Source organism: Enterobacter sp. 01-M-02-SI-ECC (genome assembly GCF_047530595.1).
Lineage (GTDB): Bacteria > Pseudomonadota > Gammaproteobacteria > Enterobacterales > Enterobacteriaceae > Enterobacter > Enterobacter cloacae_M.
Genome location: NZ_JBLKCZ010000002.1, coordinates 150,061 through 163,724 on the forward strand (window position 1 = coordinate 150,061; position 13,664 = coordinate 163,724).

Here is a 13,664-nt window from a genome sequence, read left to right on the forward strand (position 1 = left end):
CAAAAAACAAGCGTGTCACCGACCCACCGCAGACGTGGGCGGAAAGGAAGACGCTGTGAGCAATGATGATTTGATTTAGTTGTATTTACCTCATGGAGATATGGAATGTTTAGGTTGAATCCCTTCATCAGGGGAGGACTTTGTGCGTCCGCAATGTCCCTAGCCCTGCCTGTTATCGCAGCGGAATCCGGCGACACAATGGTTGTAACGGCCTCCGCGACCGAGCAAAACCTGAAAGACGCACCGGCAAGCATCAGCGTAATTACCCAGGAAGATTTGCAGCGCAAACCCGTTCAGAATATGAAAGATGTGTTACGGGAGGTGCCGGGCGTTCAGCTCACGAGCGAAGGGGACAACCGTAAAGGGGTAAGTATTCGTGGACTGGACAGCAGCTATACGCTGATCCTGATCGACGGCAAGCGCGTTAACTCGCGTAACGCGGTATTCCGCCATAATGATTTCGACCTCAACTGGGTGCCGGTTGACGCCATCGAACGCATCGAAGTGGTGCGCGGACCTATGTCTTCTCTGTACGGTTCCGATGCGCTGGGCGGGGTGGTGAACATTATCACCAAAAAAATCGGCCAGAAATGGACGGGCACCCTGAGCGCCGATTCCACGATTCAGGAACACCGCGACCGTGGAGACACGTACAACGGCCAGTTCTATACCAGCGGTCCGCTGGTTGACGGCCTGCTGGGGCTGAAAGCCTACGGTAGCCTCGCGAAGCGTGAGAAAGACGGTCAGCAGAAGTCCTCCACCACGGCGAGCGGTGAAACGCCGCGCATTGAAGGCTTCACCAGCCGCGATGCGAATGTGGAATTCGCCTGGACGCCGTCTGAAAATCACGACTTTACGGCGGGCTACGGTTTCGACCGTCAGGATCGCGACTCGGATTCCCTCGACAAAAACCGCCTTGAGCGTCAGAACTACTCTCTCAGCCACAACGGTCGTTGGGGCGTCGGCAACAGCGAGCTGAAGGTTTACGGCGAAAAGGTGGATAACAAAAACCCCGGCAACAGCAATCCTATCACCTCCGAGAGCAACGCGGTGGACGGAAAATACGTGCTGCCGCTGGGCGAAATCAACCAGCTGATGACCTTCGGCGGCGAATGGCGTCACGATAAGCTGAAGGATCCTGTCAACCTGACGGGCGGTTCCAGCAGCAGTACGTCGACAAGCCAGTATGCCCTGTTCCTTGAAGATGAGTGGCGTATCTTTGAACCTCTGGCGCTGACCACCGGCATCCGTATGGATGACCATGATACCTACGGCGATCACTGGAGCCCGCGCGCCTATCTGGTTTACAACGCGACCGATACCGTAACGGTGAAAGGGGGCTGGGCCACCGCGTTTAAAGCGCCGTCGCTGCTCCAGCTTAGCCCGGACTGGGTCACCGGCTCGTGTCGCGGTGCCTGTGAGATAGTCGGTAACCCGGATCTGAAACCGGAAACCAGCGAGAGCTTCGAATTCGGACTGTACTACAGCGGGGAAGAGGGCTGGTTAGAGGGCGTGCAGGCCAGCGTCACCACCTTCCAGAATAACGTGGATGACCGCATCAGCATCAGCCGTACGGCCAATGCAAAACAGGCCCAGGGCTACCCTAACTACGTTGGACTGAATGCGGACGGAGAACCAATTTTCCGCTACTACAACGTTAACAAGGCGCGCATCCGCGGGGTGGAAACCGAGCTGAAATTCCCGCTGGCGGACGACTGGAAACTGACCCTTAACTATACCTATAACGACGGTCGTGATATCAGCAACGGCGGCAACAAGCCGTTGTCGGATCTGCCGTTCCACACCGCCAACGGTACCGTTGACTGGAAGGCAACGCAGGACTGGTCGTTCTACGTTCAGGGCAACTACACCGGTGAGAAACGCGCGCTGACCAGCAGTGCACCAACGCCGGGTGGCTATGTCATCTGGAATACCGGCGCCGCGTGGCAGGCGACGAAAAGCGTGAAGCTGCGTGCTGGCGTGCAGAACCTGCTGGATAAAGATCTGAGCCGCGACGATTACAGCTATACGGAAGACGGCCGTCGCTACTTTGTGGGCGTGGATTATAAGTTCTGATGCGGCCAGGGTAAAAGCAAAACGGCAACGTAAGTTGCCGTTTTTAGTGTTTGTTCCCTCTCCCTTTGGGAGAGGGCCAGAGTGAGGGCATCAGAGCGCACGCAGCCGCACTTACCCAAACAAATGCTCCGCATGAAAGCGGAGATGATCCTCAATAAAGGATGCGATGAAGTAATAGCTGTGGTCATACCCCGGCTGAATGCGCAGCGTCAGCGGCCAGTCCTTCTGGCGTGCCGCTTCTGCCAGCACCGCAGGCTGCAGCTGTCCGGCGAGGAACTGGTCCGCATCGCCCTGATCGATAAGCATCGGGATCGCATTTGCCGAGCTGCTGGCCAGCATCAGCGCACAGCTGTCCCATTCCTGCCATTTTGCTTCATCTTCACCCAGATAGTGCGCGAAGGCTTTCTGCCCCCACGGCACCTGCGTTGGGTTCACAATTGGCGCAAACGCCGACACGCTGGCGTATTTTCCCGGATTTTTTAACGCCATGATCAGCGCCCCGTGACCGCCCATAGAATGTCCGCTGATGGCACAGCGGTCGCTTACCGCAAACCCGGACTGAATCAGCGCGGGCAGCTCGTCGCGAATGTAGTCATACATGCGGTAATGGTGCGCCCAGGGCTGCTCGGTCGCATTGAGATAAAACCCGGCGCCTTTACCCAGGTCGTATCCTGCATCGTCGGCTACATCATCGCCACGCGGGCTGGTATCAGGCATCACCAGCGCAATACCCAGCTCGGCGGCAATACGCTGCGCGCCCGCTTTGGTGGTGAAGTTTTCGTCGTTGCAGGTCAGGCCTGAAAGCCAGAACAGAACCGGCGAATTTTCCGTCGGCGGCAGGAAAATGCTGAACGTCATCGCACAGTTCAGGACGGTGGAGTCATGCCGCCAGCGCTGCTGTCGACCTTCAAAACAACGGTGCTCTTCGAGCAGTTCCATGCAGGGCTCCTTAATGAGAATGAGTATTCATAAAAACCATAATACAGCCTTTTCATTGACCTGTGAGTAACTTTCACTTTCGCCTGACGCCCAGATGCTGCATCATAAATTTACTTTTCTTTAACAATTGGAGCGGTCATGGCGCTGCGTATTGCGCTCAGTGGGTTTGTCGTTCTGGTGGTGGCGATGGGGATAGGGCGCTTTGCCTTTACGCCTCAGGTACCGCTCATGATTGCTGCCGGACAGCTTACGCTGACCAGCGCGGGTCTGGTGGCGGCGATGAACTATCTGGGCTATCTGGTGGGCGCATGGGATGCAATGCGCGCGCACCGCTTTGTAGAAACGCGCCTCTGGCTTGGCATCACCGGCGCGGTTGCGCTGACGCTGCTCTCCGCGGCGGCGGATAACGCCGTTGTGCACGGCCTGCTGCGCTTCGTGATTGGCTGCATGAGCGGCTGGTCGATGGTACTCATTGCTGCCTGGACCAACGAGCGGCTGGGGCAGCTGGGTAAACCGGGCCTGAGCGCTGCCGTGTTTGCCGGACCGGGGGCGGGCATTGCCCTGAGCGGGCTGCTCGCCGTCTATATCCAGGCGAAATCCCTTTCGGCCGGGGCGGCATGGCAAATCTACGGCGTGCTGGCGCTGGTGCTGATTGCGCTGGTGGCGCGCTACCTGCCGCGATCCGGGCAGCTCCATCGACCGGGCACCGCACCAGAGCCGCTGGTGCTGACGGCGGATTTAAAGCGCCTGGTCTGGAGCTACAGCCTGGCCGGGTTTGGCTATATCCTCCCGGCGACATTCCTGTCACAAATGGCGGCGGTGCGTTTTCCCGGCAGCCTGTTTGCCCAGTTTGTCTGGCCGATTTTTGGTATCGCCGCCGTGGTGGGCATTGCGCTTAGTATTCTTTTACGCCACACCTCAACGGCTAACCGCAGGCTGGCTATCGTGCTGTGGTTACAGGGGGCTGGCGTGCTGGCGGCCTGGCTGCTGCCGGGGATTGGCGGTTTGCTGACGGGCGGACTGCTGGTGGGCGGCGGTTTTTTGTGTGCCGTGCAGCTCTCTCTTTTATACGGCCGCGAGCTGGCGCCAAACCACACGCGCTATATGGCAGGCCTGCTCACCACCGGGTATGCGATTGGTCAATTGATTGGCCCGATGACCTCGGCGTTATCAACCTGGCTTACCCACCGGCTGGAGCCCGCGCTGGGGCTGGCAGGTGTTGCGCTGTTCGTCGGCGGAGCGCTGGTCTGGAATCGTCACGTTGAAAGGCAACAGCAATTGCAATAATTATCGTCGTGAATACTGGATTATGTGCGCCGCCTCACGCACAATGAGCGCATACTTTTGCCACAACGAGGGCAAAAGACGCCACACCTGCAGGAGAACAAAATGTCATCACTCAGTAAAGAAGCTGCCCTGGTCCACGAAGCCCTGGTTGCGCGCGGTCTTGAAACGCCACTGCGTCCGCCCGTACAGGATTTGGACAATGAAACCCGCAAGCGTCTGATTGCCGGTCATATGACCGAGATCATGGAGCTGCTGAATCTCGATCTGAGTGACGACAGTCTGATGGAGACGCCGCACCGCATCGCGAAAATGTACGTCGACGAAATTTTCTCCGGGCTGGATTACGCCAACTTCCCGAAAATCACCGTCATTGAAAACAAGATGAAAGTGGACGAGATGGTGACGGTACGCGATATCACGCTGACCAGCACCTGCGAACACCACTTCGTGACCATCGACGGTAAAGCGACCGTGGCGTATATCCCAAAAGATACGGTGATTGGCCTGTCGAAGATCAACCGCATCGTGCAGTTCTTTGCCCAGCGTCCGCAGGTGCAGGAGCGTCTGACGCAGCAGATCCTGACCGCGCTGCAAACGCTGCTGGGCACCAATAACGTGGCCGTTTCTATCGATGCGGTTCACTACTGCGTGAAGGCGCGCGGCGTGCGTGATGCGACCAGTGCAACGACCACGACGTCGCTGGGCGGCCTGTTTAAATCTAGCCAGAATACCCGCCAGGAGTTCCTGCGCGCCGTACGTCACCACAACTAAGTCTTACAGGGCAGGAACCATGGAGCGAAACGTCACGCTCGATTTTGTTCGCGGCGTCGCCATTCTCGGTATCCTGCTGCTTAATATCAGCGCCTTCGGCCTGCCGAAGGCGGCTTACCTCAATCCTGCCTGGTATGGCGACATCACGCGCAGCGATGCCTGGACCTGGGCTGTCCTCGATCTCTTCGCGCAGGTTAAATTCCTCACGCTGTTTGCCCTGCTGTTTGGTGCAGGTCTGCAACTCCTCCTCAAACGCGGTACGCGTTGGATCCAGTCGCGCCTGACGCTGCTGGTTCTCCTCGGCTTTATCCACGGCCTGTTCTTCTGGGACGGCGATATTCTTCTCGCGTATGGGTTAGTCGGGCTCATCTGCTGGCGTCTGATTCGCGATGCGCACAGCGTAAAAAGCCTGTTTAACACCGGCGTGATGCTCTACGTCATGGGGCTTGGGGTCCTGCTGCTGCTGGGGATGATCTCCGGCGAAGCGACGAACCGTTCCTGGATCCCGGATGCCGCTAACCTGCAGTACGAACAGTACTGGAAGCTGAAGGGCGGTACGGAAGCGATAAGCAACCGCGCGGATATGCTGGGGGATAACCTCCTTGCGCTGGGGGCGCAATACGGCTGGCAGCTGGCGGGCATGATGCTGATGGGCGCGTCACTGATGCGCACCGGCTGGCTGAAAGGGGAGTTCAGCCTGCGTCACTATCGGCGAACGGGTGTCGGGCTGGTACTGATCGGCGTGCTGATTAACCTCCCGGCGATAATCACGCAGTGGCACATCCACTGGGATTACCGCTGGTGCGCGTTCCTGCTCCAGGTGCCGCGCGAACTGAGCGCGCCGTTCCAGACCATCGGCTACGCGGCGCTGATCTATGGCTTCTGGCCAACGCTTTCCCGCCTGTGGATCGTCAGCGCTATCGCCTGCGTGGGCCGCATGGCGTTGAGCAATTACCTCCTGCAAACGCTTCTCTGCACCACGCTTTTCTATCGATTTGGCCTGTTTATGAAATTCGACCGCCTCACGCTGCTGGCGTTTGTTATTCCGGTCTGGGTGATTAACCTGGCGTTTTCTGTTCTCTGGCTACGCTATTTCCGCCAGGGACCGCTGGAGTGGGTGTGGCGTCAGTTAACCGCACATGCTTCAGGGGTATCATTGAGGAACACATCCAGATAACGATCTGGATCACAATCATTAACAAAACGGATGTAAGCGTTTTCATGAGTGTGAGCTTCTTCACGTAGTCCCCTCTCTCTCGCTGCCAAAATAGCCACCTTGCTAAACACAGGGGGTGTCTGTGAGTTGCTGCAATCCTTTGAAGGATGGTGAATATGATCACCATTCGTGACGTCGCCCGTCAGGCGGGCGTTTCTGTGGCTACCGTCTCACGCGTGCTGAACAATAGCGCGCTGGTCAGCCCTGAAACCCGTGAAATCGTAATGAAAGCCGTGACCCAGCTCGGGTACCGGCCAAATGCCAATGCCCAGGCGCTTGCGACGCAGGTCAGCGACACCATCGGCGTGGTGGTGATGGACGTCTCGGATGCCTTTTTCGGCGCGCTGGTCAAAGCGGTCGACGTGGTGGCCCAGCAGCATCAGAAATATGTCCTGATCGGCAATAGCTATCATGAGGCGGAAAAGGAGCGACATGCCATTGAAGTGCTGATCCGTCAGCGCTGTAACGCCTTGATTGTCCACTCAAAAGCTTTGAGCGATGAAGAGCTAACCGGCTTTATGGATCAGATCCCGGGCATGGTGCTGATCAACCGCATCGTCCCCGGCTACGCCCACCGCTGCGTCGGGCTGGATAACGTCAGCGGCGCCATGATGGCGACGAAAATGCTCATCAACAACGGGCATCAGCGGATCGGTTATCTGGCCTCCAGCCATCATATTGAAGATGACGACCTGCGGCGCGAGGGGTGGCAAAACGCCCTGAAAGAGCACGGCATTACGCCGTCAGAAAGCTGGACGGGCACCGGTACGCCGGACATGCAGGGCGGCGAGGCGGCAATGGTGGAGCTGCTGGGCCGCAATCTGCAGCTTACTGCGGTGTTTGCCTATAACGACAGCATGGCGGCAGGCGCCCTGGCGGCGCTGAAAGATAACGGCATTGCGGTGCCACAGCATTTATCACTCATTGGTTTTGATGATATTCCGATTGCCCGTTACACCGACCCGCAGCTGACAACGGTGCGTTACCCCATTGCCTCTATGGCGAAACTGGCGACTGAGCTGGCGTTACAGGGGGCGGCAGGGCTGCTGGATCCGGGCGCAACGCACTGTTTCATGCCGACTTTAGTGCGTCGGCACTCCGTCGCGGCCCGGCAAATTGTGGTTCCGATCACTAACTGATTACATGAGCTGATGTAACCGTTTTCAATCTGTGAGTAAATTCACAGTATCTTAACAAGGCGCTGACTATGATGTCAGCGTTTTAGGGGCTGAAACGCTATGTAACGGTGATTATTCACTTTCACTATAGCGAATGTGCCGCAAACAACGAATAAAACGCATTTCTGGAGCGTTACCGAACACGGAAGATAGAAATTTTATAAGTGAACTTCGGCTGTCAGTAACGTTTTGTTAACACCTGCCCGCCGATCGTTATTCACAAGAACTACCCTGCATAAAAAAACCGGAGATACCATGAATAAGAAGGTGTTGACCCTGTCTGCCGTAATGGCAAGCATGCTTTTTGGTGCAGCAGCGCACGCTGCGGATACCCGTATTGGTGTGACCATCTATAAATACGACGACAACTTCATGTCTGTTGTACGTAAAGCGATTGAGAAAGATGCGAAAGCAGCGCCAGACGTTCAGCTGCTGATGAACGACTCCCAGAACGACCAGTCCAAACAGAACGACCAGATCGACGTTCTGCTGGCAAAAGGCGTGAAAGCCCTGGCCATCAACCTGGTTGACCCGGCTGCAGCAGGCACGGTTATTGAAAAAGCGCGCGGCCAGAACGTGCCAATCGTCTTCTTCAACAAAGAACCTTCCCGTAAGGCGCTGGATAGCTACGACAAAGCGTATTACGTCGGTACCGACTCCAAAGAGTCCGGTATTATTCAGGGCGATCTGATCGCGAAACACTGGGCGGCGAACCCGAACTGGGACCTTAACAAAGACGGTCAGATTCAGTTCGTGCTGCTGAAAGGCGAACCCGGTCACCCGGATGCTGAAGCCCGTACCACTTACGTTATCAAAGAGCTGAACGACAAGGGTCTGAAAACCCAGCAGCTGGCGTTAGATACCGCGATGTGGGATACCGCTCAGGCGAAAGATAAGATGGACGCGTGGCTGTCCGGCCCTAACGCGAACAAAATCGAAGTGGTTATCGCGAACAACGATGCGATGGCAATGGGTGCGGTAGAAGCGCTGAAAGCACACAACAAATCCTCCATTCCTGTGTTCGGCGTAGATGCTCTGCCTGAAGCGCTGGCGCTGGTTAAATCCGGTGCGATGGCCGGTACCGTTCTGAACGATGCCAACAACCAGGCGAAAGCGACCTTCGATCTGGCGAAAAACCTCGCCGATGGCAAAGGCGCGGCAGATGGCACCAGCTGGAAAATTGACAACAAAATCGTTCGCGTACCTTACGTGGGCGTAGACCAGTCCAACCTGGCTGAGTTTATCGGTAAATAAGTTTAGCGGTACTGTCTCCACTGGGCGCAATTCGTTGCGCCCTTTTATAACGCGATATGCGAGGCCAACAAGGTATAATTATGGTCAGCACAACAACTCAGTCATCCGGTGAATACCTGTTGGAAATGAGCGGTATCAACAAGTCATTTCCCGGCGTTAAGGCACTCGATAATGTTAATTTAAAAGTTCGTCCTCACTCTATTCATGCTTTAATGGGGGAGAACGGTGCGGGTAAATCAACATTATTAAAATGTCTTTTTGGGATCTATCAAAAAGATTCTGGCAGCATTCTTTTTCAGGGGAAAGAGATCGATTTCCATTCAGCGAAAGAAGCACTGGAAAACGGTATCTCGATGGTTCACCAGGAATTAAACCTGGTGCTGCAGCGTTCAGTTATGGATAACATGTGGTTGGGACGTTATCCAACCAAAGGTGTCTTTGTCGATCAGGATAAAATGTATCGCGACACCAAGGCGATTTTCGACGAGCTGGATATTGATATCGATCCGCGCGCCCGCGTGGGAACATTATCCGTCTCCCAGATGCAGATGATCGAAATTGCCAAAGCGTTCTCCTATGATGCGAAAATCGTCATCATGGACGAACCGACATCGTCATTAACGGAAAAAGAGGTTAATCACCTTTTTACCATTATTCGCAAGCTGAAAGATCGCGGCTGCGGCATTGTGTATATCTCCCACAAAATGGAAGAGATCTTCCAGCTGTGCGATGAGATCACCATCCTGCGAGACGGTCAGTGGATTGCCACGCAGCCGCTGGAAGGGCTGGACATGGACAAGATCATCGCCATGATGGTCGGCCGCTCCCTGAACCAGCGCTTCCCGGATAAAGAGAACAAGCCGGGCGAAGTGATTCTGGAAGTGCGTAATCTGACCTCGTTACGCCAGCCGTCCATTCGCGATGTCTCCTTCGACCTGCACAAGGGTGAAATCCTGGGGATTGCCGGTCTGGTCGGCGCAAAACGCACCGATATCGTGGAAACCCTGTTTGGCATTCGTGAGAAAGCCGAAGGCACTATTACGCTGCACGGAAAGAAAATCAACAACCACAACGCCAACGAAGCCATTAATAATGGTTTTGCGCTGGTGACGGAAGAGCGTCGTTCGACCGGTATTTATGCCTATCTGGATATTAACTTTAACTCGTTAATTTCTAACATTCGCAATTACAAAAACAAAGTCGGACTGCTGGATAACTCCCGCATGAAGAGCGATACCCAATGGGTTATTGACTCCATGCGCGTGAAAACGCCAGGGCACCGCACCCAAATTGGTTCGCTGTCAGGCGGTAACCAGCAGAAAGTCATTATCGGACGTTGGTTATTAACCCAGCCAGAAATTCTGATGCTGGATGAACCGACCCGCGGTATTGACGTCGGCGCGAAGTTTGAAATTTATCAGCTGATTGCCGAGCTGGCGAAAAAGAATAAAGGGATCATTATTATTTCTTCCGAAATGCCGGAATTGTTAGGGATCACGGATCGTATTCTGGTTATGAGCAATGGTCTCGTTGCCGGTATTGTTGACACCAAAACGACAACGCAAAACGAAATTTTGCGTCTTGCGTCTTTGCACCTTTAAGATCAGGGGCTCCTCATGAGTGCGTTAAATAAAAAAAGTTTTCTCACTTACCTGAAAGAAGGCGGTATTTACGTTGTTCTTTTAGTACTGCTGGCTATCATCATTTTCCAGGACCCTACGTTCTTAAGCCTGCTGAACCTGAGTAACATTCTGACCCAGTCCTCCGTGCGTATTATCATTGCGCTGGGCGTGGCGGGCCTGATCGTAACCCAAGGGACGGACCTTTCTGCCGGTCGTCAGGTGGGGCTGGCGGCGGTTATCGCGGCAACCCTGCTGCAGTCGATGGAAAACGCCAACAAGGTCTTCCCGGAAATGGCCACCATGCCGATTTTCGTGGTGATCCTGATTGTCTGCGCCATTGGTGCGGTGATTGGTCTGATCAACGGTATTATCATCGCCTACCTGAACGTGACGCCGTTTATCACCACGCTGGGTACGATGATCATCGTTTACGGTATCAACTCCCTGTACTACGACTTTGTCGGTGCTTCCCCAATCTCGGGTTTTGACAGCGGCTTCTCGACCTTTACGCAAGGGTTCATCGCGCTGGGCAGCTTCCGCCTGTCGTATATCACCTTCTATGCGCTGATTGCGGTGGCCTTCGTCTGGATCCTGTGGAACAAAACGCGCTTCGGTAAAAACATCTTCGCAATCGGCGGTAACCCGGAAGCGGCGAAAGTCTCCGGCGTGAACGTTGCCCTGAACCTGCTCATCATTTATGCCCTGTCCGGCGTGTTCTACGCCTTCGGCGGGATGCTGGAAGCGGGTCGTATCGGCTCTGCAACCAACAACCTTGGCTTCATGTACGAGCTGGATGCGATCGCAGCCTGCGTGGTGGGCGGCGTCTCCTTCAGCGGCGGCGTGGGTACGGTACTGGGCGTGGTGACCGGTGTGATCATCTTCACCGTCATCAACTACGGCTTGACCTATATCGGCGTGAACCCGTACTGGCAGTACATCATCAAAGGCGCCATCATTATCTTCGCGGTTGCGCTGGATTCACTGAAGTACGCGCGTAAGAAGTAATTGCTCCTCGCGTTATCCAGCCCGCTCACCGAGCGGGCTTTTTTATGCCTTATGCCAGCTGTGACTCCTCTCGGGTCACAATGCGCTCAAACCAGTCGAGTTCAGAGAGTTTGCAGGCGACCCACTGTTCAGAAAAGGCGTCGCCCAGGCTGTCGGTGAGGTACTGACAGCGGGCAAAGGTCTCAATCGCCTCCTGCTGAAACAGCGGCAGTTCGGGGCGATCGTGCTGCGGTTCGGGCAAATCCTCGTCGTCGGTGTTTTCCAGCCCGTACAGCATACCGGTCAGGACAGTGGCTGCCACCAGATACGGATTGGCATCGGCCCCGGCCAGCCGGTACTCGATACGACGGTTGTGGTCATCCGAGCAGGGAATACGCAGGGCGGCGGAGCGGGTGTTATAGCCCCAGGAGTTAAATACGGGCTCCGTCAGGTTTTTACGCAGGCGACGAAACGCGTTAACGCCCGGCGCAAGAATGGCGACAGAGGCGGGCATCAGCGCCAGCTGCCCCGCGATGCACAAACGCATCATGCTGTTAAGCGCGTTCACCGGGGAAGCAAAGACGTTTTCGCCGTGACGATTGTTCAGGCTGAAATGGAAGTGCAGGCCGCTGCCGGACAGCTGGCTGAAAGGTTTAGCCATAAAGTTGGCCTGCAGGCCGTGCTTCTCGGCAACGTAACGGGTCAGGCGACGAAGCGCCAGCACGTTATCGCAGACCTCAACCACGCGATGGCTGTGCTTCAGGTTTAATTCGTACTGACCGGACTCGGCTTCCGCCACGATCCCGGACAGCGGGATGCGCTGCAGGTGCGCCAGTTGTTCCAGCTCGTCAAACAGTACCGCATGGGCCGTCGTAGTATCCATATGAAAACAGCCCTGATTTTGCGGATCCCGATCGTCATGCCCCGTCAGATAGAACTCGATTTCCGGGGCAATCACCGGGAAGAGGCCGTGCTGGTGGAAGCGGGCCAGCACGTTCTGCAGTATCACGCGCGGCTCAAGCGGGCAGGGGGTATCGTCGCTGTCTTTCATCGTCAGCAGGATCTGCGCGTTGTGCTGCGGATCCTGCGGGCAGGGGCGCAGGGAGCCGGCGACAGGAACGCAGAGTCGGTCCGGCTCATCATGAAGCGGGGCGGCGATTTTTCCTTTCTGATCCATCGAGTAGACCGAAAGGGGAAAATAACAGCCTTTTTCCAGGCTCAGCATGCTCTCCACCGACAGACGCTTGCCGCGCATCGTGCCGTTGATATCGTTGAGGTAAACGTCTACATGTTTCGTCTGCGGGTAACGTTCCAGATAATCTGCCACTTCCACTGAAACGTTGTGCTGCAGGGCATCAATTTTTTCATCAAGCCAGAGGCCGGAATTGAGTGCGCCAGGAAGTGATAAACCGGGAAAGTTAAAATACGGGCGGAGACTTTTGAGGAAAAACGCATTCATTATTGAGTTCATAGTCATTCTTCAATGAAGCCGTAGCGGCAGTGAACTCAGCTTAAAAGAGCCGACGTAAAGGGGAGGTAAAAAGCGTCAGGCCCGGCGTAAAGAAAGTATAAAGGCGGCCCTGTTATTTCTCTTTTTTCTGCATATCCAGCAGCTGCTCGGGCGTGACGGCCGGGTAACCCTGCGCGTCTTCCGGCACTTCGTGCATCGCCGGAATCGGCACCAGCGGGCCTAAAAAGCGCGGTTCGCGTTTGAAGATATACAGATCGGCCAGGGCGCCAAAGCGCGCGCCGAACTCACGGACGCGCACGCTCAGCATGTCCTTTGGCGACGGCACCGCGTAACACTGCGCCTGAATCCCCATATGCAGCGCGATAAACAGCGCGCGCTCGCAGTGGAAGCGCTGGGTGATGATGATGAAGTCGTTGGTGTCAAAGACTTTACGCGTGCGCACGATGGAGTCCAGGGTGCGGAATCCGGCGTAGTCGAGCACGATATCGGCAGGGTCCACGCCCGCCGCAATCAGGTCCTTCCGCATCGTCACCGGTTCATTGTAGCTTTGCAGGGCGTTATCGCCGCTCAGCAGCAGGTAGTTCACCTTGCCGCTGTTGTAGGCGTTCAGCGCGCCCTGAATGCGGTAACGGTAATACTGGTTGATCACGCCGGTGCGGTAATACTTGGCGGTGCCGAGCACCACGCCAACCTGACGATAGGGCAGGTCCTGCAGGTCATCAAAGATGTAGGGGGCGGTTTTCCAGCTCATCCAGCGGTCGAGACCCAGCACGATCAACAGCAGTATGCCGACCAGGACAGACAGGCTGTAAAAAACGCGCTTTAACATGGAGATGGCTCGTTCGTGGATGAAATTTAACTCAGGC

The 13,664-nt window shown here is 55.7% G+C and carries 11 protein-coding genes; 8 read left to right on the plus strand and 3 right to left on the minus strand.

Annotated elements, in window-relative coordinates:
• Nucleotides 1-105: 105 nt before the first annotated feature.
• Complete coding sequence (cirA, locus tag ACMWLG_RS03880) at nt 106-2,076, plus strand: catecholate siderophore receptor CirA (RefSeq protein WP_045402836.1); 1,971 nt, start codon at nt 106-108, stop codon at nt 2,074-2,076.
• Between the two features lie 111 nt (nt 2,077-2,187).
• Here the strand turns inward: cirA and fghA are convergent, their stop codons facing one another.
• Entirely contained in the window at nt 2,188-3,015 is an 828-nt protein-coding gene (gene fghA / locus ACMWLG_RS03885) for an S-formylglutathione hydrolase (protein WP_045402840.1), read from the minus strand.
• Between the two features lie 138 nt (nt 3,016-3,153).
• Between fghA and ACMWLG_RS03890 the strand changes: the two genes are divergently transcribed.
• The 7 genes from ACMWLG_RS03890 to mglC all read left to right on the plus strand — a co-directional run bounded on the left by ACMWLG_RS03890 (nt 3,154) and on the right by mglC (nt 11,348).
• Entirely contained in the window at nt 3,154-4,302 is a 1,149-nt protein-coding gene (locus tag ACMWLG_RS03890) for a YbfB/YjiJ family MFS transporter (RefSeq protein WP_045402846.1), read from the plus strand.
• Nucleotides 4,303-4,404: 102 nt separating this feature from the next.
• Nucleotides 4,405-5,073, plus strand: a complete 669-nt coding sequence (folE, locus tag ACMWLG_RS03895; RefSeq protein ID WP_023312471.1) for a GTP cyclohydrolase I FolE — start codon at nt 4,405-4,407, stop codon at nt 5,071-5,073.
• Between the two features lie 19 nt (nt 5,074-5,092).
• Nucleotides 5,093-6,250 (plus strand): DUF418 domain-containing protein YeiB, encoded by a 1,158-nt coding sequence (gene yeiB / locus ACMWLG_RS03900; RefSeq protein WP_045402848.1) that lies wholly within the window; start codon nt 5,093-5,095, stop codon nt 6,248-6,250.
• Between the two features lie 155 nt (nt 6,251-6,405).
• The gene (gene galS, locus ACMWLG_RS03905) at nt 6,406-7,428 is read left to right on the plus strand and encodes an HTH-type transcriptional regulator GalS (protein ID WP_045402849.1); all 1,023 of its coding nucleotides are present in this window, start codon (nt 6,406-6,408) and stop codon (nt 7,426-7,428) included.
• A gap of 294 nt (nt 7,429-7,722) precedes the next feature.
• Entirely contained in the window at nt 7,723-8,721 is a 999-nt protein-coding gene (gene mglB / locus ACMWLG_RS03910) for a galactose/glucose ABC transporter substrate-binding protein MglB (protein WP_014884564.1), read from the plus strand.
• Between the two features lie 80 nt (nt 8,722-8,801).
• Nucleotides 8,802-10,322 (plus strand): galactose/methyl galactoside ABC transporter ATP-binding protein MglA, encoded by a 1,521-nt coding sequence (gene mglA, locus ACMWLG_RS03915; RefSeq protein WP_008500922.1) that lies wholly within the window; start codon nt 8,802-8,804, stop codon nt 10,320-10,322.
• Between the two features lie 15 nt (nt 10,323-10,337).
• Nucleotides 10,338-11,348, plus strand: a complete 1,011-nt coding sequence (mglC, locus tag ACMWLG_RS03920; protein WP_008500921.1) for a galactose/methyl galactoside ABC transporter permease MglC — start codon at nt 10,338-10,340, stop codon at nt 11,346-11,348.
• A 49-nt stretch (nt 11,349-11,397) separates the two neighbouring features.
• On the opposite strand, the gene ACMWLG_RS03925 is transcribed toward mglC, so the two are convergent.
• Both ACMWLG_RS03925 and sanA read right to left on the minus strand, forming a co-directional pair.
• Nucleotides 11,398-12,786: a glutamine synthetase family protein gene (locus ACMWLG_RS03925; RefSeq protein WP_047635164.1), complete on the minus strand. Its 1,389-nt coding sequence runs from the start codon at nt 12,784-12,786 to the stop codon at nt 11,398-11,400.
• Between the two features lie 124 nt (nt 12,787-12,910).
• Nucleotides 12,911-13,627, minus strand: coding sequence for an outer membrane permeability protein SanA (gene sanA / locus ACMWLG_RS03930; protein ID WP_008500918.1), 717 nt, complete (start codon nt 13,625-13,627; stop codon nt 12,911-12,913).
• Between the last annotated feature and the right edge of the window lie 37 nt (nt 13,628-13,664).